General features: G+C 51.0%; 20 protein-coding genes and 1 pseudogene. 6 read left to right on the top strand and 15 right to left on the bottom strand.

Features of this window, described 5'->3' with window-relative positions; genetic code table 11:
• Nucleotides 1-6: 6 nt before the first annotated feature.
• On the bottom strand, nucleotides 7-1,056 hold the full coding sequence (selD, locus tag KP806_RS01905) for a selenide, water dikinase SelD (protein ID WP_224721855.1): 1,050 nt from the start codon (nucleotides 1,054-1,056) through the stop codon (nucleotides 7-9).
• 159 nt (nucleotides 1,057-1,215) lie between these two features.
• Between selD and KP806_RS01900 the strand changes: the two genes are divergently transcribed.
• Nucleotides 1,216-2,283 carry a permease gene (locus KP806_RS01900; RefSeq protein ID WP_224721854.1) on the top strand — a complete coding sequence of 356 codons (1,068 nt, stop codon included), beginning with the start codon at nucleotides 1,216-1,218 and terminating at the stop codon, nucleotides 2,281-2,283.
• A 57-nt stretch (nucleotides 2,284-2,340) separates the two neighbouring features.
• On the opposite strand, the gene tatC is transcribed toward KP806_RS01900, so the two are convergent.
• The 3 genes and pseudogenes from tatC to KP806_RS01885 all read right to left on the bottom strand — a co-directional run bounded on the left by tatC (nucleotide 2,341) and on the right by KP806_RS01885 (nucleotide 5,008).
• Complete coding sequence (gene tatC, locus KP806_RS01895) at nucleotides 2,341-3,081, bottom strand: twin-arginine translocase subunit TatC (RefSeq protein WP_224721853.1); 741 nt, start codon at nucleotides 3,079-3,081, stop codon at nucleotides 2,341-2,343.
• A 1-nt stretch (nucleotide 3,082) separates the two neighbouring features.
• On the bottom strand, nucleotides 3,083-3,298 hold the full coding sequence (gene tatA / locus KP806_RS01890; protein WP_224721852.1) for a twin-arginine translocase TatA/TatE family subunit: 216 nt from the start codon (nucleotides 3,296-3,298) through the stop codon (nucleotides 3,083-3,085).
• An 83-nt stretch (nucleotides 3,299-3,381) separates the two neighbouring features.
• Nucleotides 3,382-5,008 (bottom strand): annotated as a pseudogene (locus KP806_RS01885) (PhoX family protein).
• 211 nt (nucleotides 5,009-5,219) lie between these two features.
• Here KP806_RS01885 and KP806_RS01880 point away from each other — a divergent pair.
• On the top strand, nucleotides 5,220-5,885 hold the full coding sequence (locus tag KP806_RS01880) for an SIMPL domain-containing protein (protein WP_224721851.1): 666 nt from the start codon (nucleotides 5,220-5,222) through the stop codon (nucleotides 5,883-5,885).
• Between the two features lie 94 nt (nucleotides 5,886-5,979).
• On the opposite strand, the gene KP806_RS01875 is transcribed toward KP806_RS01880, so the two are convergent.
• The 4 genes from KP806_RS01875 to KP806_RS01860 form a co-directional block, all read right to left on the bottom strand.
• Nucleotides 5,980-6,633, bottom strand: a complete 654-nt coding sequence (locus KP806_RS01875; RefSeq protein ID WP_224721850.1) for an HAD family hydrolase — start codon at nucleotides 6,631-6,633, stop codon at nucleotides 5,980-5,982.
• Between the two features lie 21 nt (nucleotides 6,634-6,654).
• Entirely contained in the window at nucleotides 6,655-7,167 is a 513-nt protein-coding gene (locus KP806_RS01870; RefSeq protein ID WP_224721849.1) for a GNAT family N-acetyltransferase, read from the bottom strand.
• A gap of 114 nt (nucleotides 7,168-7,281) precedes the next feature.
• Nucleotides 7,282-7,851: a GNAT family N-acetyltransferase gene (locus tag KP806_RS01865; RefSeq protein ID WP_224721848.1), complete on the bottom strand. Its 570-nt coding sequence runs from the start codon at nucleotides 7,849-7,851 to the stop codon at nucleotides 7,282-7,284.
• A complete protein-coding gene (locus KP806_RS01860) occupies nucleotides 7,848-8,276 on the bottom strand; it encodes a GNAT family N-acetyltransferase (RefSeq protein ID WP_224721847.1) in 429 nt (142 codons plus the stop codon). Before KP806_RS01860 ends, KP806_RS01865 begins: the two co-directional genes overlap by 4 nt.
• A 288-nt stretch (nucleotides 8,277-8,564) precedes the next feature.
• On the opposite strand from KP806_RS01860, the gene KP806_RS01855 reads away from it, so the two are divergent.
• Nucleotides 8,565-10,067 (top strand): GMC oxidoreductase, encoded by a 1,503-nt coding sequence (locus KP806_RS01855; protein WP_224721846.1) that lies wholly within the window; start codon nucleotides 8,565-8,567, stop codon nucleotides 10,065-10,067.
• Nucleotides 10,068-10,180: 113 nt separating this feature from the next.
• On the opposite strand, the gene KP806_RS01850 is transcribed toward KP806_RS01855, so the two are convergent.
• Together KP806_RS01850 and KP806_RS01845 are read right to left on the bottom strand one after the other, a co-directional pair.
• Nucleotides 10,181-10,393 carry an alpha/beta-type small acid-soluble spore protein gene (locus KP806_RS01850; RefSeq protein ID WP_224721845.1) on the bottom strand — a complete coding sequence of 71 codons (213 nt, stop codon included), beginning with the start codon at nucleotides 10,391-10,393 and terminating at the stop codon, nucleotides 10,181-10,183.
• 98 nt (nucleotides 10,394-10,491) lie between these two features.
• Entirely contained in the window at nucleotides 10,492-11,328 is an 837-nt protein-coding gene (locus tag KP806_RS01845; RefSeq protein ID WP_224721844.1) for an RMD1 family protein, read from the bottom strand.
• A 122-nt stretch (nucleotides 11,329-11,450) separates the two neighbouring features.
• Here KP806_RS01845 and KP806_RS01840 point away from each other — a divergent pair, with 122 nt between their 5' ends.
• Entirely contained in the window at nucleotides 11,451-12,209 is a 759-nt protein-coding gene (locus KP806_RS01840; RefSeq protein ID WP_224721843.1) for a cyclase family protein, read from the top strand.
• Between the two features lie 79 nt (nucleotides 12,210-12,288).
• Here KP806_RS01840 and KP806_RS01835 read toward each other — a convergent pair whose 3' ends face one another.
• The 3 genes from KP806_RS01835 to KP806_RS01825 all read right to left on the bottom strand — a co-directional run bounded on the left by KP806_RS01835 (nucleotide 12,289) and on the right by KP806_RS01825 (nucleotide 16,037).
• A complete protein-coding gene (locus tag KP806_RS01835) occupies nucleotides 12,289-13,110 on the bottom strand; it encodes a formylglycine-generating enzyme family protein (protein ID WP_224721842.1) in 822 nt (273 codons plus the stop codon).
• Nucleotides 13,111-13,287: 177 nt separating this feature from the next.
• Nucleotides 13,288-14,460: a DUF1565 domain-containing protein gene (locus KP806_RS01830; RefSeq protein ID WP_224721841.1), complete on the bottom strand. Its 1,173-nt coding sequence runs from the start codon at nucleotides 14,458-14,460 to the stop codon at nucleotides 13,288-13,290.
• A gap of 23 nt (nucleotides 14,461-14,483) precedes the next feature.
• Nucleotides 14,484-16,037 (bottom strand): extracellular solute-binding protein, encoded by a 1,554-nt coding sequence (locus KP806_RS01825; RefSeq protein ID WP_224721840.1) that lies wholly within the window; start codon nucleotides 16,035-16,037, stop codon nucleotides 14,484-14,486.
• A 194-nt stretch (nucleotides 16,038-16,231) separates the two neighbouring features.
• On the opposite strand from KP806_RS01825, the gene KP806_RS01820 reads away from it, so the two are divergent.
• Both KP806_RS01820 and KP806_RS01815 read left to right on the top strand, forming a co-directional pair.
• Nucleotides 16,232-17,086, top strand: a complete 855-nt coding sequence (locus KP806_RS01820) for an AraC family transcriptional regulator (protein ID WP_224721839.1) — start codon at nucleotides 16,232-16,234, stop codon at nucleotides 17,084-17,086.
• A gap of 140 nt (nucleotides 17,087-17,226) precedes the next feature.
• The gene (locus tag KP806_RS01815; protein WP_224721838.1) at nucleotides 17,227-19,263 is read left to right on the top strand and encodes an alpha-amylase family protein; all 2,037 of its coding nucleotides are present in this window, start codon (nucleotides 17,227-17,229) and stop codon (nucleotides 19,261-19,263) included.
• Between the two features lie 115 nt (nucleotides 19,264-19,378).
• On the opposite strand, the gene KP806_RS01810 is transcribed toward KP806_RS01815, so the two are convergent.
• Both KP806_RS01810 and KP806_RS01805 read right to left on the bottom strand, forming a co-directional pair.
• Nucleotides 19,379-23,569 carry a X2-like carbohydrate binding domain-containing protein gene (locus KP806_RS01810; protein WP_224722410.1) on the bottom strand — a complete coding sequence of 1,397 codons (4,191 nt, stop codon included), beginning with the start codon at nucleotides 23,567-23,569 and terminating at the stop codon, nucleotides 19,379-19,381.
• Nucleotides 23,570-23,796: 227 nt separating this feature from the next.
• On the bottom strand, nucleotides 23,797-25,491 hold the full coding sequence (locus KP806_RS01805) for a right-handed parallel beta-helix repeat-containing protein (RefSeq protein WP_224721837.1): 1,695 nt from the start codon (nucleotides 25,489-25,491) through the stop codon (nucleotides 23,797-23,799).
• Between the last annotated feature and the right edge of the window lie 8 nt (nucleotides 25,492-25,499).

Raw genomic sequence — 25,499 nt, 5'->3', positions numbered from 1 at the left:
CAGCAGCTATTTCACGACAATACGGCCGGCGCCCTCCGCCGTTGTTTCACCTATAATACTCGCTTCGACGCCGCCTCGGATGAGTTCATCCAGCAGAGCTACGGCTTGTTCCGGATTTACGGAAATAAGCAATCCCCCCGACGTGACCGCATCGCATAAAATCCACTGATCCACCTGACTCAAATGTTCGGGGAACACGACGTCGTCTTTTACATGCATAAAGTTGTTTTTGGTCCCGCCCGGTACAAAGCCGTTTTCCGCCAGCTCCTTCACGCGAGGCAGCAGCGGCACCGAATCCTTTACAAGGGTAATGCCTACGCCGCTTCCTTTAGCCATTTCCAGAGCATGTCCGACTAAGCCGAAGCCGGTAACGTCGGTACATCCGTTTACTTCGTATTTGCTCATGATTTCGGCGGAGGTTTTGTTAAGCGTCGCCATAACGCTCGTCAGTCTTTCGACCTCGGCTGCGCTAAGCTGGTCTTTCTTGATGGATGTAGTAAGGATCCCTACCCCAATCGGCTTTGTCAGAATCAGTTTATCGCCTGCTTTGGCACCTGCGTTCGTTTTAATCCGGTCGGGATGGATGAGGCCGGTAACGGCAAGACCGAATTTAGGCTCTTTATCGTCAATCGAATGACCGCCGACCAGAGTGGCCCCCGCTTCCTTCACTTTATCCGCCGCCCCCCGGAGAATATCGGCCAAAATCCGTTTATCCAATGTCGTAATCGGAAAAGCAACAATGTTCAGCACCGTTAGCGGCTTGCCGCCCATCGCATAAATATCGCTAATCGCATTCGCGGCTGCGATTTGGCCGAACGAATACGGATCGTCGACGATAGGCGTAAAGAAATCGACCGTTTGAACCAAGGCTAACTCATCGCTTATCCGAAATACGCCGGCATCGTCACTTGTGTCGATACCGACAAGCAAATCCGGATGCTGCTCCGCAACCGGCAAGCTCCCGATCACCTGCTTCAAGTCGGCAGGACCTATTTTGCACCCGCAGCCTCCCTTGCTGGATAATGAAGTTAATTTTATATTTTCATACTCGCTCATCGTCTTCATTCCTTTCTTGCATTCGTGTTCACGCTTACTATAGAAATCGTACATGCAGAGCGTTGAAAACGCAAATTTTATTGTTCACTCTCAGGAGGAGGTCTATGATATAATCCACAATAGCTTGTAAAAACTTTTTCTAATCGCTCGGAGGTTAATATGTCAACGGTCCATCACTCAAAACTTCTCAATCAGCCATCTAACCGGAAAAAATGGCTGTTCATCGGCTTATTCGTCCTGTTGACCGCAATCGGATTGTCCTATGTGAAATGGTGGCCTTATTATCTAAAGGCTCTTACGGCAATGAACGAGCATTCGATCGGCACTTCTATATTAACTGGGATAAATACGGATCAGGCTTTGTCCATTTGGGAATCTGCCTTGCAATACACCATCACTTATTTTAAATCGGTTTGGAAAGCCGCCTTGCTCGGAATGCTCATCGCTACTCTCATTCAGGCTTTGCTTCCGGCAAATTGGCTGTACCAGCTGCTCGGGCGTTCATCCATGAAAAGTACGGTGCTTGGAGGGGCAGCCTCCATTCCCGGCATGATGTGCTCCTGCTGCGCGGCTCCCATTGCATCAGGCATGCGGAAACAGCAAGTGTCGGTTGGTGCAAGCCTTGCTTTTTGGCTCGGGAATCCGCTTCTGAACCCGGCAACGCTTATTTTCATGACCTTCGTTTTATCCTGGAAATATACCGTTCTGCGTCTTGTATTCGGCCTCCTCATTACCTTTGGGGTTAGCTATGCGGCCAACCGGTTTGCACGGCAGGAGAAAATAACGGATGCCATCGCCGCTGGAGAGCTCTCGTCCAGAGAAGATCGATCCGCATCCGTGTGGATCAGGTGGGGCACAAGCTTTGGGAAAATGGTTCTGCAGGTTGCTCCCGTCTACCTGATCTCCGTATTTGCATTAGCCGCATTGCAAAGCTACATGTTTCCTGTCTGGCTGAATGAAGGAATTGCCGCCATTATTCTGTTTGCAATCGTCGGGGCTTTGTTCGTTATTCCTACGGCAGCCGAAATTCCGATCATTCAATCGTTCCGGATGTTAGGCATTAGCACGGGACCTGCCGCGGCGCTCCTTGTGACGCTTCCCGCGATCAGCTTGCCCTCGCTGCTTCTGGTTTCCAAGGCTTTTCCGAGGAAAGTGCTCGTTTTCGTTTTGGGCTCGGTTATTTTAGCCGGCATTTTTTGCGGATTTGTCGGTTGGTTATGGTTATGATTCGCATGCTGGAGAAACGGCATTAAAGATGGAAAAAGAGCGGCCGCGGCCGCTCTTTTATTTTGTGCTCGGGTACATTTCCTGCTGCGCCCGGAGCTGATTCCGGTATACGAATTTGGAAATCGTAATGCTGATTTCATATAAGAGGAACAATGGTACAACGACGATAATGTCGGACAAAATATCCGGCGGGGTAATCGTAACCGCGACGATAACAAGCACGAAGTAGGCAAGCTTTCGCGCTTTGGCCAGTCGAACCGGATTGAGTACGCCCAGCTTCGTCAGGAACATCACGATAGCCGGCATTTCAAACAACAGGCCGAACGGCACTGTCATATGGATCATGAACGTAAAATATTTTTGCGCCGTGTACATCGTTTCAAACGATCCCGTCGCCATCTGATTCATGAAATGCAGCACCATCGGAAAGAGGATAAAATAACCGAAGCAGATGCCGGCTGCAAACAAGACGCTGATGCCTGGAATGAACAGCAGCGCGGCCCGCTTCGTGGAGTTCGGCAGCGCGGGCGTAACGAACTTCCAGATCTGGTAGGCTGCGACCGGAAGCGTAATGGCGATGGCCACTACCCCTGCGATCATCATATAAACCCAGATGACCTCGGAGGGACCGAGCAGCACCAGCTTCTGCTCCATATCCCTCACCAGCCAATCATAAATCTCCTCCACGTACAGGAAGGCGGCCGCCATGGCGACCAGGAAGGAAACAAGCGTCCGGATCAGTCTTGTCCGCATTTCCTCCAAATGGCCGATTAAGCTTTGATCGTTCGGATTTTTCATTTTACTTGCCAGCAGCAGGCGCTGCCTTCTTCGCTTCCTCGTCCTCTTGCTTTCCTTCATCCTCGCCGTTCACGAGACCGCGCGTAGCCCCTTTGAATTCGCTCAGCGTTCTGCCGAAAGCCCTGCCCAGCTCCGGCAGCTTGGAAGGTCCGAAAATAATAAGCGCAATAATGAGAATTAACACTAAGCCCCCGATACCAATATTACCAAACGGCATAAAAACATCTCCTTTAAAATAGTATGGCAGCCGCGAACGCGAAGTCCCCGGCTGCGTGAGAATTTCCCGAGTTTGTCGTTCAATTAACCCAACTTAAAGCCGCTGATCGCGACAACCGCGCAGCGCGCCTTGCTGTCGCCCGGACGGTGAGGCCATTTGCTCGTCGGGTTGTTCAGATCCGTCGTATTCTCGCCCGGATGCTGAACCGACAGGAACAGCGTCTGTTCATCCGGAGTAAAGAACGGTCCGGTCAGCTCGCTTTCCACCGGTCCCGAAGCAAACTGCAGAGCGACCGCCTTATCCGGTCCGCTTGTCGGAATGACGAACAGGCCATTGTTCATAAACGATTTGTGAACGCCTTTATTTTGGCTGCTGCTCGAAATGTCCGTTACAACCCACAGATGCCCGTTCGAATCGAATGCCAGGTTATCCGGGGAGCTGAAGCCGGACTGGCGTCCGCCGGCAGCGAAAATTTCAAAATCGAATTCGAGCGAAGCCAGGTCGTCTTTCGCTTCGAAGATACGCGTGATATGGCCGTGAATATTGCCATGGTTGTCATTGTTCGTATGGCAGATGAAAACCGTATTGTCGAACGGGGAAATTTCGATATCCTCCGGACGGTCGGTCGGCGTTCCGCCTACCAAAATAGCGGCTTCCTGGCAATATGTGACAACATCGCCCTGCGTTTTGAATTTCTTTTGCTGCTCCGGCTTTTCCTTAATCGCCTTCGACACTTCCTCCAGCGTAACCGGCACCCATTTTCCGGTTTTCAGGTTAGCCACATACAGCGTACCGTCCTCGAGCAGCGCGGAATTGGCGCGGCCTTTCTGCTTCTCGTATTTCCCGTTGCTTATAAACTTGTAGACGCAAGCGTCCTTCTTATCGTCGCCCATGTACACCACGACGCGTCCGTCCTTGGCAAGTCCCATCGCCGTGTTCTCGTGATTGAAGCGGCCGAGAGCCGTATGCTTTTTCAAATACGATTTGTCAAACGGATCCACTTCGATGACCCAGCCGTAATGCGTTTCCGGAAGCTTGGAAGCTGCAGCCGTTTCCGCGAAATTTTCTTCGCAGGACAGAACCGTGTTCCACAGCGTTACGCCGCCCGAGCAGTTCGCGAACGTGCCTTGAGCCGTCGTTGCGCCGCCGAGCGCCGTGCCGCCTTTTGCCGGACCTGTCATTTCGAATTTCGTATAACCGTTGATGCGGCGGGCATATGTCGAGGTCGTGTCCATCTTCCACACGCCTTTATCATCGCGGTAAACTTCGATTACGGACATGCCTTGGTAGTACAAGTTTTTGTGGAGCTGGTCCGCCGTCATCTTGCCGTCCTTCACCGGACCGATCGAGAAAATCGTGCTGTATTCGTGGTTATTGACAAGCAATCCTCTCGTATTCGAGCCCTTAAGCGGGAAAAATGCATTATAATCGCAGCCAGAGCCGAAACGCTCGCCTGCTTGGTTAATGACATCGTCGAATGCCGCTACGACGTCATATTTGAAATTTTTAGGCAAAATCAGTTTGTCCGCCTTGGAAGGCTCAATCGGCTCGAAATAGCCGCTTACCCGGTTCGTTCCGAAGCCGAAGAGATGGTCGGCCGTTGCAGACGCAGCGGAGGCTTTGCCGTTCAAAGCGCCCAATCCCGCCGAAGCTGTAGCCAAGGCTGCCGCCCCCCGTACCCAAGTAAGACAAAAACGTTTTGCGGTCCATCGATTTATTCAAGCTGTCCACTCCTCATCTTTATTATCCTCTACAAGGACAAGCATAAGGAGGAAGTGTTAAGTCTCTGTCACCTGTGTCTGTAAAATTTGTAAAAGCGGGAAGTATTCTCAGCTGCTCTCAGCTGCTTAAAACCAATTCGCTCTAATTCGCCGCAATCCCTCATATATATCGGTATAAAAGCACCAAAAAGGAGCATGCGATGAAAACGAATTTTGCCGGCCAGGCGGCAACCGGGCATTCCAAATGTCCGTTCACAATCGAAGTTACCGGCGAGGGCGAACGTTCCGCCACTCCTGACGAGGCGGTCATCGTGCTGGGGGCCATATCGGAAGGAAAGGAGCTGCAGGAGCTGCAGGCCGAGAACGCAGAAGCGGTCAGCGGCATCATTCAAGCTTTATTGGCGCTGGGGCTGCCGCGGGAACAAATTCAGACGGCCGAATTCCGGATTGAGCCGCAATACGATTTCCCTGAAGGACAGCAGGTGTTCCGCGATTTCAAGATCACTCATCTTCTGCAAATTAGAACCGATATGGTTGATTCGGTCGGAGCGCTGATCGACACGGCGGTTGCCCACGGGGCCAATCAGGTGTCCAGCCTTCAGTTTACTTTGTCGGAGCCCGAAAGGTATGAGGATGAAGCCTTATCTCTTGCCATCGCCAATGCGCGCAGAAAAGCCGAGACGATCGCCGCCAGCTTGGGCGTTGCGCTTGCAGCCATCCCCTGTGAGGTCCAGGAGCTGACGCAAGCTCCCCCTCCCGTACCGTTTGCGCTCTCCCTGCAGAAGGCAGACGCCGCGGGGACACCGATCCAGCCGGGGCAATTGACGGTAAGGGCTAGCGTCCGGGTTTGGTATTGGTACCAGTAGCGTTGCGAGAAAAAAGCTTCCAGACTTCGTCTTATGTCACGGACGAGGCGGAAGCTTTTTTACGGTTATGGAGTGTTTCAGCTATGCTCCGAGTCTACATGCCAGTGAGGAATATCTGTCTAAGCTCTTTTACGGTATTAACCTTGTATGTCGGATTGCAGTCCGTTAATTCTTGCTCGGAGCCGTACCCGTATCCGACGCCAATAGATGCAATTCCATTGTTAGCGGCGCCGATGATGTCATGCTTCCGGTCGCCAATCATCACCGCAGCCTGCTTATCCAGTTTTTCTTCGTTTAGCAGGTGCCCGATCAGCTCGGTTTTGTCGGACAGCCTGCCGTCCAGTTCACTGCCGTATACTCGCTCGAAATAACCTGCTATGTCAAAATGCTTTAAGATCTCCGCGGCAAAAACCGTCGGCTTCGAAGTCGCCACAAATAACCTTCTTTTCTGATCCTTTAGCAGGCTCAATAGCTCTATCATACCGCTGTACAGTGAATTTTCATAAAGCCCGAAAGGCTTGAAATATTCACGGTAATGCTCCACTGCACTTACGGCTTCGGATTCGGAGAAGGAATAACGCTCCATAAAAGATTTGGCCAGCGGAGGACCGATAAACGGCTCCAGCTTGTCCAAATGTTCTTCATGGATATCAAACTTCCGCAGCGCATATTGCACCGATTTCGTAATGCCAAGCTTCGGATCGGTCAGCGTGCCGTCCAAATCAAATAATACATTCGTATATTGCAAAATAAGACCCCCGTTTTATCGCTATCTCTCCAGCTTTTTGACCATTAGATGTTCATTGACGTACGTATAATCGTCCAATTTCATAGCGTTCATCTCGGTCGCATAGGTTTTGAAGCCCATCGACTCGTAGAGGCGGACTGCGCTTAGGTTGCTGTCCACGACCATCAAGTTCACCAATTCGATTTCTTCTATCGCTTCGACGATCTGAAACAGTTCGCTTAGCAGCTTTCTGCCGATGCCTCGCCCCTGAAAGGGCTGATCCACGTACATGCCCCAAACGAAGCCTTTATGCCGCATCTTCCTGGAGCTCTCTTGGCTGAAGCCGACCATTCCGGCCAGCTCGCCGGTATCGAGAAACGCACCCAGCACAAACCGGGTTTCCGTATTCGTTAGCCTCTGCTTGGCCGCTTCCGGAGGAAGAACAGCGGCCTCTTCATAAGAGGCGCCGAAGGCTTGCGGATAATCCTTAAGCGCTTTTAACCGAAGCTGCCAAAAGACGTCAAAATCGCCGGCTTGCAATCTCCTGATTTGCATGGCGTTCACTCCCATAACCGTGTGATTGAAAGTAAACTTTTTTCTCGAAAGACACCTTCCACATAAACAGATTCTGCATGTCTGACAAAATAAAGAATGGTATCCATAACGGTATCACTGCTTTCCCAAATCATCCCTAATAATCGAGTAAATCTTCAAGTCCTGATAATCGCCTTTTGCAAATATATACTTCCGTAAAACCCCTTCAAATTTCATTCCCGTCTTTTCCATTACTCTGGCAGATCCGATATTGTCCGGATGGCATCTGGCTTCAATCCGCACCAAATGTAATTCGGAAAATCCAAACTCGATAATCCGGCTGATCACCTCTGACATGATACCTTGATTCCAATATTCCTTCGATAAAACATAACCTAATTCGGCTCTTGCTTGTCGGTTGTCCCAGCTCACAAAGCTGCAGCTGCCGATGATTTTGCCTGTTCCTTTGTACTCAATCCCCCATGGGCCAACTTTTTGAGTGTCGTAACGCTGCTGTACAAAATCGATAAATTGCTTGGTATCCTGCACCGATTTATGCATATCCCAAACCGTATATTTTGACACGTCGGGCTCGCTGCAGTAACGAAACATATCGTCTTGATCATCATAGGTCATTTTTCTTAACAAGGTCCGTTCTGTCTCAAAGACCGGAAAGGGTTGAAAATGTTCCTCTATTTTCGTCATTTAATTTCCCTCTCATGAACGACTCCGAACATTCCCGTTAATCCATCGTGCCGATGAAAACCAAATTGATTATAAAAAGATTCTTTTCCCTGAGCCGAAAACAAGCCTACAAAAGCTTTCTCCGGCGCATGCTCTTTGATATAGTCCGTAATGGCAGCCATAATCAGCTTTCCGATTCCTTTGTTCTGATGCTCCGGCATAACCGCAATGTCTTGAATATAAAAATAGATATGCCCGTCTCCAACTACCCTGCCCATTCCGACGATCTCATCCTTATATTCGACAACAACCCCGTACAGGGATGATTTTAAAGATTGCTCCGCAGCATCGAAGTTCATAAAGTCTTTCCAGCCTACTGCGGTGCAAAGCTTTAAATATTCTGTAACGACAGGCATTCTTGCTTGCACGTTATAATCGTTGCTCATTGAAACATCTCCTTTCTAAAACAAAGAAGAGAGAGAAAAATTCTCTCTCACCACGTTAACCATCCATATGTTTTGTAATCGTGCGGAACGGGGCGTTCGAAGGCCTCTATCCCTGGCACCAGCTTTAGATTTACCCGTTCGCTTCTATATATCTTAATATAATAGCCGTAAATTGGAAACAGGAAGTTTAACACCTCCGTTTGCTTATCCTCAATCATGAAGCTTTCCACGGCCACATACGAATAAATATCGAAGTCCTGCCATTTTACCTTTCCGGAGTGTGACCTTATGAGATATTACGTAACGGATACAGGCGATATTATAAAAATGGAGGACACCGGGCCTCTTCCGATTACCTCTTGTCCGTCAGCGCCGATTCCGGCTGTACATTATTGGATTCCATTAACTCCTCTCGAACAGATGGCGAACCAGGAATATGATGTGCTTATCGTTGGCAGCGGAGCAGGCGGCGCGTCAGCGTTGTGGCGGTTGTGCGAGCAATGGAGGGGCACGGGCATGCGGGTCGGAATCGTCGAGCAGGGGGACGCCGTTCTGCCGACAAACGCACGGAATCTATCGATTATGTCCGGACGCTTGGACAATTACTATACTTATTTGTCACGGCCTGTGCCGGATTTGCCGGAAGCTCGCGTCACTTACGCGCTGGGAGGCAGAACGCTGTTTTGGAACGCCATTATCCCACGCATCCTTCCGTCGGTGTTCGCCGATTGGCCGATTTCGTATGAGGAAATCGAGCCCTATTACAACATCGCAGAACGAATACTGAATCGAAGTGAAAGGCCGCCGCTCACCTTTCCGCTTCCGGAGATGCTGCTCAGCAGGCTGTGGACGGGCGGCTTTCCGGAAGCTATCTACTCGCCGATGGCTCTTGAGTATGATACGTTAACCGTCAGCGGACGAATTCAATCCGAGGTTTATTTCAGCTCATTCAGCCTTATGGCCGAAGCGCTAAATCATTTACCGTTCGATCTGGCCGTCCGCTCGCGCGCCGTGCAGATTGTCAGGGATCATCATGCCGTCCGGGGAGTAAACGTGATGTCGCCGGACAAAAAAATGCACTTCATTCGCGCAAAAAACGTTGTGCTGTCGGCAAGCTGGCTGGAAACTCCGCGCCTGCTGCTGTATTCCGGCATTCCAGGGAAAGCGATCGGCCGCTATTTAACTAATCACTCCTTTATACGGGCGAGCGGCACCTTCAGACCGGAGGATTCTCCGGTTAATGATGTGCAGTTTTTCGATCTTCTCATTCCTCAAGTTGAAAACCATCCCTATCAAATTCAGATTTTCAGGACAGGGCGCCTTGAAGACCGGAGAATCGCGTTTCTGGCGCTTGGCATTGTGGAGCCGCGGTTTGAAAATCGGGTCCGGTTAAATCCGTGCCAATTGGATGAAGACGGAATCCCGCGAGTTCAAGTCGATTTCTCCTACAGCACTCGGGATCTGGCAACGATCCAAGTGGCGGCAAGAGCGGATCTTCAAGCGATTCGCGCGGCAGGTTTAACGCAGGATCTGGAAAACGGCCGTCCCAACGTTTGCCTGCGCCCGATCGGTTACGGCAATCATGAGTCCGGCACCTGCCGCATGGGGGACGACCCCGAGACGTCCGCAACCGACCGCTACGGGCAAATCCATGGCATCGACGGGCTTTATGTGGCGGACAACAGCGTCATCCCGTTTATGGGGGCGTCCAATCCGACCCTCACGACCGTTGCGCTGGCGATCCGGACAGCCGATCATATCGTCAGGAAAACTCAGCGTCACTTGCTATAGGATCGATATGTAGTTCTAAATCTCTTCGAAATTTTGAACCATAGAAAAATAAATATAAAATAGCCCTCCCCAGTCTCTTATGAGATGGAGGAGGGCTATTTTTTATTGGTCATTTAGAATCTTCTTGCTCCCGAGCTAAGGGATTGTTCTGCCATTTGGATTAACGCTCTTGTGATGTTTCCGCCAATCGTACCTGCATCACGAGTCGTCATATTCCCGTTGTAACCATCCGGAGACCATTGAATTCCAAACTGTTGGGCTACCTCGTATTTCATTTGCTCAAGAGCTGCTTGTGCTTGTGGAACGACTAAACTTTTTCTGCTCATGTATGTCACTCCTTTTCTGGATGTAATGTTATTTTGTGGATTGTTTTTCTATTTATACATCCATTTTTGGAATTCGAAAGAAATAATTTTTGAATGTACTAAGAAATCCAACCCGCAAACTCCATAATCGTTAGAAGCACCTCCACAACAATCAGAATAACGATAATCCATTCAACGAACAGTCCGCGAATGGAATGGCTCATGTTCGAGAAACCCTCCATAATGTGATACAAAATGTCCGTCTTGCTCTTCAATATTTTGTATCGGTCGTTTAGTTCGAAAAACTCCAACATTTTGTCGTAAAAATCGTTTGCAGAGCTGTTAGCCCACGTAATATCCGGCTTATCCAGAATCATGACGTACGCTAGCGTATTGTACTCGTGACGTACGATTTTGGCGGTTGTTCTCGCCAGCTCCTTGTTGCCGACCCGCAGCTTCCCTCTTTCCACCCGGTCTATCATCGTTTCGAGGCTGTCCTGAATATTCCCCAGCTGCTCCTCGTTCTTCTCAAGCGCTACCGATTTGGCCAGAACAGTCGATATCAATTCCGGATAATAATCCTCATAGGACGGCACGACAACATATTCATCAGTCAATTCGATCATGTCGGTGTCACCGATGTGCAAGCTGTAGTCATCCGTATACCTTTCGATTTGCTGGAGGTTCATCACCGGTTCGAACCTTTGCAGATATTTCAGAAAACCGGTGATCTCATGATAGTTTGAATGATTGATGAACACCAGGCTGCCAAAGGAAAAAACAAGCACCCGCTGCTCTTCGTCCACATCCTTCTGGAGAATCGACCGAAGAATGTCTCCTCTCAGGATCAGGGGCTGCTCCCATGTGTATTTTTTGGGAATGCCGCAATCCATAGCTACTTTGTTCAAATCGATTTCGTTCATGATTGCAATGGCTTTAAAGGTAATTCCCTTCATATTCATCCTCTTTTACGTGAATTGGTCATTTCTTCCTGAAATATATTGTTACCAAAAACCGTTTACTTCGTGCAAATGATATAATAAAAAATGAATCTGGATATTTAAGGAGAGGGAAATTGATGAAGCTTATCGATTTGAGCGTGCCGCTCAGTCCTGGCATCCGGGAGCCGCTTCCCGCAAAGATCGACTATGCGAGCCATGAGGACGGAGCGCAGCAGGCTGCTGCGATTCTTGGCCTCAAGCCGGAAGATTTTCCGGAAAGCCGGGCGTGGGCAACGGAAACGGTGACGCTGAATACCCATTCGGGGACTCATATAGATGCGCCGTGGCACTACTGGCCGACGTCGGAAGGGCAACCGTCAAGAACGATTGACGAGCTCCCGCTCGAATGGTTTTATTCCGACGGCGTGCTGCTCGATTTCAGCGCGAAGCTGCCGGGGTACGAGATCACAACGGATGATCTTATCGCCGAGCTTCGGCGGATCGGCTACATACTCAAACCGTTTGATATCGTCCTTATCCGGTGCGATGCGGACAAGCGTCTTTATAATGATCATTATGCGTTCCTTCATGCAGGGGTATCGGCCGAAGCGACTCGCTGGCTGCTGAATCAGGGCATCAAGGTGGTCGGTACCGATGGCTGGGGCTGGGATATACCGCTCAACCTGCAAGCCGAATCATACAAACAGAATCCGCGGGATGACGTCTTATGGGCAGCGCATTTTGTCGGTAAGGACTACGAATACTGCCAGATCGAGAAGCTGGCCAATTTGGACCAAATTCCACGGCCATTCGGCTTTAAAGTCAGCTGCTTTCCGGTGAAAGTGGAGAAAGCGAGCGGAGGCTGGGCCCGTCCGGTTGCTATTTTTGAGGACTAAACGACATAAAAAACAGCCTTGTGCGGCAATTGCCGTACAAGGCTGTTTTTCCAAACATTGGCTTCCCAAGCGCACCCTTTTAATCGATCACCATTACAACCCTGATCCCGCTGCCGGGAGCTCGATTGTCAGATCCGGAAGCGTTACGATAGGCAGAGCGAACCATTGAAGAGTCGTCTCCCCATGCCCCGCCGCGCAATACGCGTGACTCACCCGAATCTGGACCTTGCGGGTCGGAATCATCACTTAACAAGTAGGGGTTTGCATACCAATCATAACACCACTCCTGGACATTGCCGTACAAATCATAAAGCCCCCAAGCATTCGGCTTTTTCTGACCTGCCGGATGAGTCCCCTCATCGGAATTTTCCGCAAACCAGGCATAGTCGCCTAAAACGGATTCATCGCTGCCAAAATTCCATCGGGTGCTTGTGCCTGCACGTGCGGCATATTCCCATTGCGCTTCCGTAGGTAAGGTAAATGAATGTCCGGTCTTTTCTTGTAGTTTTTTTAAAAACAATTGAGAATCATCCCAGCTCACACTGTCGGTCGGTCGCTTATCGCCTTTGAATGTGCTTGGATTGATTCCCATAAGCTGTTCCCATTGTTCCTGGGTCACCTCATATTTTCCAATATAAAATGGTTTGGTGATCGTGACTTTGTGTTCCGGACTTTCGTCCCCGCTTTCTTCCGAACCCAAAGGAGAGCCCATAGTAAATGTTCCCGGATGAATGAGAACAAACTCCATGTTTATGCCCTGCCCCACTTCAATGCTTTCTGTTTTGGGTAAATTGATTTCATCGTCAGCAGCTATTTGTTGATAATAAATCAGTCCGACAGCTGCTGCACCTATGACGACTAGTAATATTAAGAGGGCAGATTTGATTTTCAAAGCTCTCACCTTCCCAGTCGGGCGACTCCAGCATCATCCGGGTTTAGGAGCCGCTGCTGCTTTTTTCAGCAAGATAGCCTAAACCGTGTTTGTAAAGCTGACTGCTCTTTACCGGAAGCATAAAAGTAACATCAGGCAAACTGCCGTTCGGTTTTCTAGGTGCGGATAATTGGGTGATATCCAGACTTACAAAATCTTTATCTTTGATTTAAGATCCTTATCTTTTAGGGTCCAGGAATTATTCGTTACATTTTCCGGCGGATTATTATCATTTATGATTGGCGTACCCGCATAAGCAATGTTATTATGCAGCACTTCTCTGAAACCGGGAACGTCGATATCTTCAGTCGGGCTCAGACGCTCCAGCATATTGAAGTTAGCCCTGCTATTATTATAGGCCGTATTATTGATCCAGTTAGCCGACTGGCCTGGCTGATGATTCGCATAAAAACCGCTGGAGCCGTTATTGACAGCTAAGGAATATCTGACCGTATGGACGGGCATCGGATCTGGAATCCCGGTTATTCGATGACTGTAGCCGCCGACTTTAAACCCGTTTTTGTCGCCTTTGCCATCCTGATTCCCCCTATGATTAAAAGACCAGGAATGATCATAGATGACTGCAGCACTCGAACTGATACTGTCAAATCCATCATCGCTGTTATTCCAGGCACGGGAGTTAATGAACGAAACCGGACCTGCATGAGCCCCAAAACCGTCCGTATTTCCAGCCGATGCATCCGTTGGCCCAATGTTGTTATAAGAATCGCAATTAAGAACGATTCCGGTCCCTCTTGTCGTAAAATAAAATCCGTTTGCTTCATTATCATGGGCGGCTACATTATCAAAATTGGCTTGACCAATCACTCTGAAAACTTCGGATTGTTTTTGATTACCGACCTTAACCCCTATTACATCAAATCCCTTGAACGTAATACCCGTTACCTTGTCGGCTACACGAAAAGCAGCCACACGCAAATTGGTCGGCACATGCTGAAAGTCAAAAACAGGCCTTTCTTCTCCTGGATAAGCCTCATAGGCAATCCCGCTTTTCGTAATATCGTGTACATAATTATAGTTACTATCGGTTGCTGCAATTTGAAAATCATCATAAACGCCTCCGCGAATATATACGGTATCCCCGGAGGAGGCTGCTGATTGCGCTTGCATTAAGCTTTTGAACGGCGCACTTTCCGTTCCCGGATTGCTGTCGCTTCCAGTTGGGGAAATGAAATAATCTGCAGCAAATGCGGAAGACGATATAACAAATAAGGCAGCTATACTAAAGATCCCGGCAGCACAAAGCTTAAAGGTTTGACTTGTATTAAAACCCGTAGATTTGATTGCGTTTTCCGTCATTTAAATTTCTCCTTACTTTCGTTTTATTTTTGAATCGAAGCTGCATAAAGATCATTCATTTCCTTTACGAGATCAGTGCCCCCGCTTTTACTCCACAAATCGAATGCAGCCTGAAGACCCGCTTCGTCCATTTGCCCGACGATATATTTGAGTCTGGCATTGTTAATGATATTGTCGAGCTGTTGGCCTTTCTGTGAATACACTTCGGAGATGAAAGGCTCCGTCGGGTTCGGGACAATATATTTCTCGTTCTCCTTCATGATTTCCGCTTGCTTGATCCGGAGCGGCGATTGCTTCGTATGAAGAGCGAGGTCCTCCGGAATGTAGGTCAGCATTTGGCCGAGACCTCCCAGTTCGGCATCGTGCATCGCCGTATCCTTGGTGATGGATACGAGATAATCATTCTCTTTCGTATAATGCCGGCCTTCCAGACCGGAACCGATCAGCGTCTGCATTTCCGGCTCGTTCGTCTGATCAAGGAACGTCAGGATACGCTTTAATTCGTCCTCCGTCTTGACACTCGACTTGCTGATCGACAGCATGCCCGCGTAACCGGAGGTCGGAAGCGTACGCATGCCCGATTTGCCTGTGACCCCGCCTAATACATCGACGTACGAAACGTTCGGGTCATCTTTGCCTTGACTCGTGAGCGCAGCATGAATCTTATCGTCGATTCGCGCCCCCGTATCGACAACGTCGACAATAACGCCGGCTTGATTGTTTACGACCGGATCCATCCACTTGCTGCTGTCGAATACGGCGAAATCCTGATTGATCAGCTTCTCGTCATACAGCTTTTTCATAAATTTAAGCGCTTCCAAGTATTCCGGCGTTTCGTGCTCCGGAACCAGTTTATCGTCCACGATTCCCCACTTATTCGGAGCGCCGAACCAGAGCTTTATCGTGTCGAAGCCGCTTGCCCATTGCCCGGTCCATTTGACCAGCACAAGGCCGTAGGTATCGTCCTTGCCGTCCCGGTCGGGATCCTTTTCTTTGAATGCCTTCAGCATCGCGTAAAAGTCATCAATCGTCTTCGGCGGCTGCAATCCGACGTTCTCCAGCCAATCCTTCCTGTAAGCAATGCCATTGCGCCCTAAAGGACGCCCCCGGTAAACGCCGTAGATTTTGCCGTCAATCGAAGTGTTGTTCAGAATAACCGGGTTTGCTTGACTTAAGTTTTTATAATCCTTCAGGTAGCTTCCGATATCCCAGAACGCTCCCGCTTTCGCGGCGTTAACGAAGCCCGGCGTCTTCGTACTTGGCACATAGACGATGCTTGGCATCTTTCCGGAAGCAAGGGTGATGTTGAATTTGTCGGCGTAAGAAGCGTTGGGAACCCATTCGAAGTGAAGCTTCGTGTTCGTCCGCTTGTCGATCTCCTGAACGACCGGGCTGTCGTCCTTCGGATAATCGGTCGTGAACACCGGCAGCATTACGCTGATCTCGAGCGGGTTATTCGTCGAGCCGGGATCCGAAGCAGCCGATGACGGCGAATTGCTGCCGCTTGGAGATCCGCATCCGGAAAGTGAAACGGCAGTTACGGTCAGTAAGGACAAAAAGGATAAACTCTTTTTCATTTGGCGCCTCCTCCTTCCGGCACATTTCCGGGAGACGTCTTGTTCACATGAATTTGGAATGCTAGCATCCATATCCCACCTTTTATTTTGATGTTGTTCTCTTATAAAAGTAACAGTTATAATTTGACAGGTCTTCACGTTATTTGATTGAAAGTTTGCAAAACTTGCTGTATTATGAGTGCGAGGTGCTGCGGATGGAAAATACGGGTCATCAGAATATTCGCTTTGCGGCGGAAGACGGATCCTTCCGTTTTATCCATTTCAGGGACGAGAAGCCGGATCCCCGGGGCTATACGCCTCATTATGAAAGCGGATACGAAATCTATATGTTTATTAGCGGAGACGGCAGCTTTACGATTGAAGGCGGCAGGTATGAGCTGGAGCCGTATTCCGTCATGCTGTTGAATTCGAACGAGCTCCATGTCGTGAATATTTCGGAGCAACAGCCTTATGAACGGATCGTCTTGATGTTAAACGAAAACGTGCTTCCCCCGTTCATGCTGAACGGAACCCATTTCTTCCGCGCCGTTAAATTCCGCAAGCCGGGACACGATAATCAAATTAAAGCCGGCATCGTGCGGGAAAGCGGACTTCCCGAGCTGTTCGATAAGCTAAGGCAGCTTTCTTTGCAAAAGGATACAGAAAGTGAATTTGTCGCGAAATGTATCATCGTCCAGATTCTGTGGACCATTAACCGGATTGCCGAGATCGAGCAGCAGCCTGGCTCCGTCAAGAAAGTGAACCCGAAAATCGGGGAAGTGCTTTCGTTTATTAATGCGAATCTGCATCAGAATCTTGACCTGGACGCGCTGACGCGTATATTTTTTATCAACAAGTATCATCTGTGCCGCACCTTCAAAGAGGTAACCGGCTACTCCATTCACCAATATATAACGTATAAAAGAGTGCGGCTGGCGGACGAGCTCATGCTCAGCGGCCAGCCGCCGACGCAGGCGTGCTTCATGTCGGGCTTCAACAGCTACTCGAATTTCTTTCGTTCCTACCGCAGGCTTACCGGCCGCTCCCCGAAAGATGCAAAAAGCCGTTGACGGAAATTCCGCCAACGGCTATTGAGGCGCCTATTTTCATGATCACTCAGCTCCATCCATCTGCTAGATTCGCAGTATAATTAGTAATGTATGCTTATCATCGTCTGGATTCACTAAATTTCCACGAGGGGTGAATGGGTATGAGCAACAGTTGGTGGCATGAACCGCAGCGTGTCATTCAAACGAATCTGCAGGTTCGCGATACCGAGCGGATCGATCCTGCGCGGCTCGCAGCGCAAATCAGGGAGATGGGCGGAACAACGCTCGTGTTTAATGTTGGAGGTATTTATGCCTGGTATGACACGCAGGTCCCTTACCATTACAAAAATGAGTTCCTTCCGGAAGGACGCGACCTGCTTAGCGAGGTAATCGGCGCCTGCCATCGCGAAGGACTGCGTTTCGTCGCCAGATTCGATTTCAGCAAAGCGGATGACAGCATCTATCAGCTGAAACCGCAATGGTTCGTGCGTGATGCAGTGGGCCGTCCTCAGGTGACAGGGGCACTCCGGCCGGGCAACTGGTCGCTGCTTATGTCGACCTGCATCAATACGCCGTATCGAGGTGACGCTGTTGCTATTCCGGTCATTGGCGAGGTGCTTTCCCGCTATGACATCGACGGCATCTTTTTCAACGCCCCCCAGTACCTTGCCTGTCATTGCAGTGCTTGCCGAAGAAAATACAAGACGAAGTATGGCCGCCCGCTGCCTGACGACCCGTCTCAGTTCGAGTCTGACTGGGCTTCGGATTGCCAGAAGGAAAGCTTTGGGCGCATTTACAACTTCCTCAAGGAAAAACGGCCTGAGCTGCCAATCATTCTGTATTACTTCTACCATAATGAAAATATGGGCGCGCGTGCCGAAACGAGTGACATGTTCTGCACCGAGGCGCAAAACGTTTTGTCCAAAGGACTGAAGAACATCCCCGAGTTCTGGGAACCGGCAGTCAATATGATGCTCGGGCGGACTTTGCCTGACCGCCCTGCCCCATTCGGCATCATCCACTCCAGCCCGGGAATGGACTGGCGGCATGCAGGCCTGCCGCCGGCCGACTACAAGTACTGGATGAGCCAGGTGCCGGCTCATGGCGGTCAAATCTGGCATTCATTAACAGGTATTCCCGATACGATCACCGACAAGCGCATTTTGTCCGCCGTCACGGAAATGAACAAACAGATCGCATTATTGGAGCCCTATATGGCCGGAGCGAGGACTTGTTCGCAGGTCGCGCTGCTGTGGAAGTCGAATCCTCCGGAGGAAGGCTGGGCGAACGGGCTGCTGGCCACCCAGACTCCCTTCGATCTCATGCTGGAGGAGGAGGTTACAGCACAACGGCTGTTCCAGTACCGGGTGCTTATCATTCCCGAGCGCTTCGTTCTGACGGAGAGGCTTGCCGCATGTGTACGGCAGTATGCAGAGGAAGGCGGGAAAGTCCTGTTCGAGGGCGAAGCACCGCATGAACAACCCGATCTGTTCGACCTGCTCGGTATTGAGGAAGAGACGGCGGAGGGGGAATCCCTGGTTGCTTCTTACATCCGGTTCGAGGGTGCTGATAATCCGCTGCAGCGAGGGCTGGAGGAGACGGAAATGATTCCGCATCGCGGCAAAGTTACTTATTGCACGCCAAAGCCGGATACCCAGGTGCTTGCTACGCTGGTTCCGCCGTTTTCGCCGCTTGAAAGCGTCGGCTCACCGCCGGAACGAGCTTCTCTGCCGGTCAAATGCACGAAGCTGCCGATGTGCTGCGTCTCCGCTTTCGGCAAAGGTCTTAGCGTCTACTTGCCGTTCTCGCTGAGCGCTCTCGTTAGCGAATACAGACTAGCCGATCATTATAAGCTGTTATCTAATCTGGCGGACTTGCTGCTCGGCGAGGAAAAGCGCATCCGGACTACCCGCCAGCACGGGCTGCAAATTGCACTGTTCCGTCAAGCTGACCATTATGTCATCAACGTTGTGAACGGAACCGGCAGCCGCCCGCTCGTCGAGCCAATTCCGCTTAGAAACATCGAAATCGAGTTAAAACTCGAGAATTCCGAACGACTTAAAGCGGTGCGTACAATCGTATCCGGACATCCCGTTCGCTACGAACTGAACGGTTGTAAATTAACAGTCACGCTAGACGAAGTCGAGGTATGGGATAGCTTGCTGGTTGAGCTTGAGTCATCGGCAAATAGCCGTTAAGCGGCCGGGCTCCAGCCTGACATCGACGCAAAAAATTCTCCGGCGCCTCATTAAGGCTCCGGAGAATTTTTTGCGTCTTGCTTTTATTCAAATGACCCGACGAGAAGTCGATGCTTTACTTGACGCTGAACGTCACGCCGTCCACCAGCATCTCTTCTCCCGATTTTTTCACAACCTTGACCGTATGAGGGCCGTTATTTAGTCCGGAAATGCTGTACACGGTCTGTCCGGTTAACCTGCTTGCGTTATATGTGTTCACGATTTTTTTCAATTTTCCATCCACGTAAATAGCGATCTCGCCCTGTGTCGGCCCCTTAGGCGCTATCAGGGCCAGCCCGGTGCCTTTAAACGAATACTCGACAAAATCGCCGTTCGTCACCGTGTAATGAATGTCATTATGCCGATCGCCTTTGAAAGCGAACGTCAGGATCAACGCCCCGTTCGGCTGCGCCGCAAGGTATTCCTTCTTGATCGTCACCTCGTTGCCCGACAGCGTATAATCCGTACCCGCCGTCAGCGGAGCTCCGCCGTTCGCAATGCCCGCCAGATTGCTGCCGTCAACGGTCAGCGTTGTCGTTACGTCGGTAAGCGCAGCCTTATCGACGCTAGCCGAATCCGACTCAAGCAGATCGGCAAGCTTCACTTTAAATTGATCCAGCAGCATGTAATAGCCGTTTTTCTTCACGGCCTTAATCACATGCGTGCCATCGGTCAAACCGTTAATGCTGTATACGGCCTGAGACGCTTGCTTGCTTTCATTGTAAGTACTGATCGTTTGCTTGAACTCTCCGTCGATATAGATATCCATATCGCCCTGCGACGGGTCCTTTTCCGTGATCAATTCGATTCCCGTTCCTTTGAACGTAAATTCAAAGTAATCATTGTCTTTCTCGGTGTAATGAACATCGTCTTTATAATCGCCAAGGCCTCTGTTTCGGCTGTACTGCCAGGCGCCTTTGTACGAAATGCCGGTGTCGTCGTCATTAATGGCTGCATAACGCCCTCTCGATGTATCGATTACCGTAATCGCCAGCATCTGTGCGGCTCCCGCGCCGAAGGTTAACGTCAGATTAGCCATGCCTGTCGGCTGCTGCGCAAGATAGTCCTTCTTGATTGTCAGCTGATTGCCGGCAAGCGTGTAATCGGCTCCTTCTTGCAAAGCTGCCGCGCCATTGGTCACGCCTTCCAAGCCGTTTCCGTTAAAAGCAATCGCCGTCGTCACATCCGCTTGAGCTTCCGCTTTCTTGTCAAAGCTTTGCGAAGCAGGTGTGATCTTGCTGTTCTTCGCGGTTGAATCGCTTACCGCGATCGATAACATTTGCGATTGCCCGCGATCGAAGGAGAACATCAGCTGCGTCACGCCTACCGGCTGACTCGCCAGGTATTCCTTCTTAATCGTAACCAAATTGTCCGCTAACGTATAATCGATGCCGGACTGCAGCGCCGCTTCGCCGTTCGCAATGCCGACAAGCGTGTTGCCCGCAAGCTCCATCGTCGTCGTCACATCCGCCTGAGCACCCGCCTTTTTGTCGAAGCTGCCTTCAGCCGGGCTAATCGTGCTGATCGCCGCAGCAGAATCGATGACTGCAACGGACAGCGTCTGCGTCGCGCCCCCGTCGAATACAACCTGCAAATTCGTAGTGCCTAGCGGTCTAGTGGCCAGGTATTCCTTCTTGATTGTGATCCGATTATCCGCAACCGTATAATCCGTATCCCGTACCAATTCGGCTGTCCCGTTCTTAATGCCGCTCAGGCTGCTTCCAGCCGATGCCGTTACCGTCACATCCGACTGCTTCCCTTCCGCCTGGTCGAACGCGGCTTCCGTCGTGCTGATCAAATCGGGTACGATGACCCGTAATTGGTCGAGAAGCATGAATATTCCGGATTTTTTGACCGCCTTCAGCGTATGTTCGCCAGCCGGAAGTCCTGTGATCGTGTAAACCGGTTGCTGAGCCAGACGGCCGATATTGTAGGTGCTTACCGTTTGTTTGAAGTCGCCGTCGACATAAATATCCATTTTGCCCTGCGAAGGATCCATTTCCGTAATATATTCGATACCGGTTCCCGTAAAGGTATACTCCAAATAATCCTGATCGTCTTTTTCGGCAAAATGCACGTCATCCATGTAATCGCCAAGTCCCCGGTTATAACTCCGGTTCCAGACGCCGGTATACTTTATGCCCGGATTGTCATTGTTAAGTGTGATCGAGCCGCCGATGGACGTGTCTCTTACGACTAACGCAACCTTTTGTTCGGCTCCGCCATCGAAGGTAATCGTGAGCTCGGAGGTTCCTGTCGGAAGAGCCGCAAGATAATCCTTTGTCAAAATAATTTGCGTATCCGATGCCGTAAAGTCCGAGCCTTCCGTAAGGGCAGCTCCAGCCCTCGTAATGCCGGTCAGGCTATTGCCGTTCTGCGCGAGCGTCAGCGTGATATCGGTCTGCGCCGCATGATTAAAGCTTACCGCAGCCGGCGTGACCCTGCTGTCTCTTACGGTAGTATCGCTTACCGTAATGACAAAGCTTTGGGCGGCACCGCCGCTGAATACAAACGTCAGGTTCGTCGTGCCGACCGGTCTGGAGGCCAAATATTCTTTTTTAATCGTGACCAGGTCGCCCTCTGCGGAGTAATCGGTTCCCTCCTGCAAGACGGCTCCGCCGTTTGCGATGCTTCTCAGCTCATTGCCGTTCAGCGTCATCGTCGTCCGGACGTCCGCCCGCTCCGATTCCTTCTTGTTGAAACTTGCGGCAGCCGGACTGATCGAGCTGTTCGCCGCCTTGGAATCGCTTATATCAATGACAAGATTTTGTTTGTCTGCCGTCATTTCCTTGCCGCCGTTGCGCGTCCATTCGCCGGTGTACATCATGCCGGTATCGTCGTCATTGACGCTAATCGTACCGTTCTTCGCTTTCACCTTCAGCAAACGTGAAGCATGCGGAGCCAAATCGACGGAGCTGAAGCCTGTGTCAAATTTACCGAGCTCCTCATGGCTCCACAGGTCGCGGACCGTGGCCGACCCGGTCAATCCGATATCGCTCCAATTCACTTTAACCGTCTCAGGCTCGCTTCCAAGATTAAATAAACCGACGGTGTAGCTGCCATCTCCGTTGTTCGCATACCAAACCTGCTGCTCCGTCTCGATCGACACCGGATGTCCCGGACGGCCGGCCTGATTCACGGCGATAACCTCCTCATTCGTGAGCAGCTCCAGACCATAGTCATCCAGCTTTGTCATATCATTGCCGGTGTATAATTGGGCCGATGAGATCGCCCAGAACGACATGGCCGTCTTGCGTTCATCCGGCGTAATGCCGTCCATCTCCCCATTACCGATATTGAGCGAGTCGAAGTCATTCCAGCCGCCGGGACCGGCATGACGCCAGAATTTCTCCGCTATAGGGAAAAGACGGGCAATGCTGTTCCAGGTCGTCAAAGCCCCCTTGCAATAACATTCGATATCCCAATCGACACGCCAGCCATTGGCATATTGTTTCCAGTAATCGATATATTTGATGTCAAGCGCCCACGAGAGCTCCAGCCAAATACGATGCGGCTCAAGCGCCAGCGACCAGGCTTTGACGTCATCCCGCGCATCCAGCGAAAGGTCCGAAATGCCAGATCCCGGCGTAACGCTGTCGAATTTCAAGAAATCGACTCCCCATTCCGCATAGAGGTCGGCAATGGAATTGATATATTTTTGCGCGCACTCGTTAGTGTAATCGATCTTATAGCCGAACCCCCAATAGTCGGACCCTTTTGTAGGATCGCCGATATCCTTCATCGAACAGCCGGGGGCATTATAGATCGGCAAATCCTGATCATACGCATCCTTCGACAAGCCCGGGATGCCGTACAAGCCGAACTTTTGCCCGTTCGCATGAACGTGGTCGATGACAGCCTGCAAACCGTCAGGAAAAAGCGTCGTGCTTGGAATAGGCCGCCCGTAACCGTCCATTCCTCCATTCCAGGCTGCATCCACGTTTATGTATTCATAACCATATGGCTGCAGCTCCTCATGCATCGCATCCGATTGGGCTTTAATCTGCTCAGCGGTAATCCACTGACCTCCGTTACCGCCATTAGAAGAAGCCCAAACCTGCATGCTGTAGCTGCTCCAGCCCATATACGGCTTGGCGGCCAGTTCTTTCTTCGCCGCGGCCGGTTCTTTCTTCGCCGCTTCCGCAACATCCGGTGCACCGGGAATGATCAAGCCCAGCTGCGCCGTTAAGATTATAAGCGCCAATACGCAGATTCGCGCTCTCCTCATCCATCTGCCCAAACGATTCATCTCCTTTTTGTTTTTCATTGCATTCAAGAATATCCTCCCTCTCTAAGCGCCTTGCCGACGAATAATTGATAGCGCTTACTAAGGATAATAGTGGAAAACCGCGGCTTTTTTATAGGTGCAGTTTTGCCGTTAACGTACATTTCCCCCTTTTTTAAGGGGGACAATCCCAGCTCGAGCGTACCTTTCAACGAATGACACGGAAAAAACACAGGCAAACGGGGGACGTGCTTCGATTGGCCTGGCTGCTATTTGATATCTACTGAATTCCCGCCGACATAGCGGTTATTGGTTACGCATACCTCGTCGCACGCAAACAGCCGGATCGCCGCGCCAGTCTCCTGAAGCTCGCCGGGGTGCACGATCAGGTTGTCCCTGAAAGTCAAATGCTCCGTGCAGCTTGCTTCCAGAACAGACGCATGCCGCATGACGAAACGGTTGCCCTCGATCACGATATAGGAATGAACATAATGCCTTTCCCCCGTCTCAGGGGAAATGGAGATGACCGCGTTATCCGCGTCACCGCACTCGATGAACGTATTGCCCCGTATGGTCAAATGCTCCGCTTTGCCGGACTCGTACCAGCTTCTGGCGTCGCCTGCAACAAGTACCGCGCTCATGGTCATCCGCTCGAACCGGTTGCCTTCGATCAGCGCTCTTCTGCGGGTCGTTACCAGAACGCCGCGGGTCGGGATGCGGGCCATCCGGTTATTTACAATCTCGACCTCAGGCGTCCATGTTACATTTTCCACGACATCGTCATCGCGCAATTCCTCCGGCACGTTCCTGTCCAGCTTGATCCGCATGACGCGCGGTTCGGCAAGCGCCGCTTCGAGCACGACGGCTTCCGCAAAGGCGGCAAGCGATCCGGAACGAATGAATTCAATGCGATCCCCCGGGAAAAATGCAGCAAATCCGTAGCTCTGCGGATGCATATAGCGAAGGAGCACCTCGTCCGCAGCAGGCTGACCCGCGACGCGCAAATACGTTCCATGCACGTTAATGACATCGTCATGAGCGCCGGCAAAGCGACTGTCTGCCACCCGGATAAGCCCCCGGCAGCCCGATACGTGAATGCAATCGGCAAAAGCGGCTGCGGTACGGCCGGTTTCCGGACGGGGAGCCAGCTCCATGCGCTCGAAGGACACATTTTCGCTGAATTGGCATACGAGTCCTAGCCCATGCATGAAATGTACGCCCATGTCGCGCCACGCAACCTTGCGGCTGCGGATGATAAGCGCTCCGACCTGGTCCCGGATGCCGTCTCTCGCTTGGAATACGCGCCCGGCGGCCGTCGCCGGCATAAGACCTGCATCGTAGAACAGCCTTAGTCTCCCAGGGCTCAGCTCCTCAACGCGGGATGCGGCCGCCGCGGCGTTATCGATCCGCCAAGTCGTATCCGTAAGGGGGTCGTACTCCTGCATCGGGCCTTCCCGGAAGCGCCAGCCTTCTCCTACCCAGGTCAGCGATCCGTCCTCAATGACGTACCGGCTGTCCCTATGGACGACTGCGTCAAGATAACCGGCCCCAATTCCCTCCACCGTCATCTCGGCAACCGTCGGCTTCTCGTAATCCAGACGAAGGTTTCGAATCTCCACCTCTTCACAGCCGTCGACAACGAGCATCGTCTGCTTTCCGTGGAAGACAAACAGCGATCCGTTACCGTCGATTGTCACGTTCCGCAAGCCTTGCAGAAGAATGCCGACCGTCTTTGTTACGTCGGAATTTTCAGCTTCGCTTGCCGTATTGGAAATATAGTATTTCGCCTTCGTCGCGTGCTCGGGATAAAAATCGTACCGCCCCTGCCCGCATGTCAATACAACGGGACCCGCGATTTTTGCCGCTGCATCGATCGCCCTTCGCATCGCTGCCGCCGCATCCTTCCCCGAATCCGGCATTCCTCCGAAATCGATTAAGCTGATGACGGTATGTGTAATGCCCATTCTGTTCA

The organism is Paenibacillus vietnamensis (assembly GCF_020169515.1).
Classification (GTDB): Bacteria; Bacillota; Bacilli; order Paenibacillales; family Paenibacillaceae; genus Pristimantibacillus; species Pristimantibacillus vietnamensis.
This window is presented reverse-complemented; position numbering and strand designations above follow the sequence as displayed.

Excerpts from the sequence above, each read along its gene's own strand:
- selD (WP_224721855.1), bottom strand. The coding sequence starts at position 1,056 with ATGAGCGAGTATGAAAATATAAAATTAACTTCATTATCCAGCAAGGGA.
- KP806_RS01900 (WP_224721854.1), top strand. The coding sequence starts at position 1,216 with ATGTCAACGGTCCATCACTCAAAACTTCTCAATCAGCCATCTAACCGG.
- tatC (WP_224721853.1), bottom strand. The coding sequence starts at position 3,081 with ATGAAAAATCCGAACGATCAAAGCTTAATCGGCCATTTGGAGGAAATG.
- tatA (WP_224721852.1), bottom strand. The coding sequence starts at position 3,298 with ATGCCGTTTGGTAATATTGGTATCGGGGGCTTAGTGTTAATTCTCATT.
- KP806_RS01880 (WP_224721851.1), top strand. The coding sequence starts at position 5,220 with ATGAAAACGAATTTTGCCGGCCAGGCGGCAACCGGGCATTCCAAATGT.
- KP806_RS01870 (WP_224721849.1), bottom strand. The coding sequence starts at position 7,167 with ATGCAAATCAGGAGATTGCAAGCCGGCGATTTTGACGTCTTTTGGCAG.
- KP806_RS01865 (WP_224721848.1), bottom strand. The coding sequence starts at position 7,851 with ATGACGAAAATAGAGGAACATTTTCAACCCTTTCCGGTCTTTGAGACA.
- KP806_RS01860 (WP_224721847.1), bottom strand. The coding sequence starts at position 8,276 with ATGAGCAACGATTATAACGTGCAAGCAAGAATGCCTGTCGTTACAGAA.
- KP806_RS01855 (WP_224721846.1), top strand. The coding sequence starts at position 8,565 with ATGAGATATTACGTAACGGATACAGGCGATATTATAAAAATGGAGGAC.
- KP806_RS01850 (WP_224721845.1), bottom strand. The coding sequence starts at position 10,393 with ATGAGCAGAAAAAGTTTAGTCGTTCCACAAGCACAAGCAGCTCTTGAG.
- KP806_RS01845 (WP_224721844.1), bottom strand. The coding sequence starts at position 11,328 with ATGAAGGGAATTACCTTTAAAGCCATTGCAATCATGAACGAAATCGAT.
- KP806_RS01840 (WP_224721843.1), top strand. The coding sequence starts at position 11,451 with ATGAAGCTTATCGATTTGAGCGTGCCGCTCAGTCCTGGCATCCGGGAG.
- KP806_RS01830 (WP_224721841.1), bottom strand. The coding sequence starts at position 14,460 with ATGACGGAAAACGCAATCAAATCTACGGGTTTTAATACAAGTCAAACC.
- KP806_RS01825 (WP_224721840.1), bottom strand. The coding sequence starts at position 16,037 with ATGAAAAAGAGTTTATCCTTTTTGTCCTTACTGACCGTAACTGCCGTT.
- KP806_RS01820 (WP_224721839.1), top strand. The coding sequence starts at position 16,232 with ATGGAAAATACGGGTCATCAGAATATTCGCTTTGCGGCGGAAGACGGA.
- KP806_RS01815 (WP_224721838.1), top strand. The coding sequence starts at position 17,227 with ATGAGCAACAGTTGGTGGCATGAACCGCAGCGTGTCATTCAAACGAAT.
- KP806_RS01810 (WP_224722410.1), bottom strand. The coding sequence starts at position 23,569 with ATGAAAAACAAAAAGGAGATGAATCGTTTGGGCAGATGGATGAGGAGA.
- KP806_RS01805 (WP_224721837.1), bottom strand. The coding sequence starts at position 25,491 with ATGGGCATTACACATACCGTCATCAGCTTAATCGATTTCGGAGGAATG.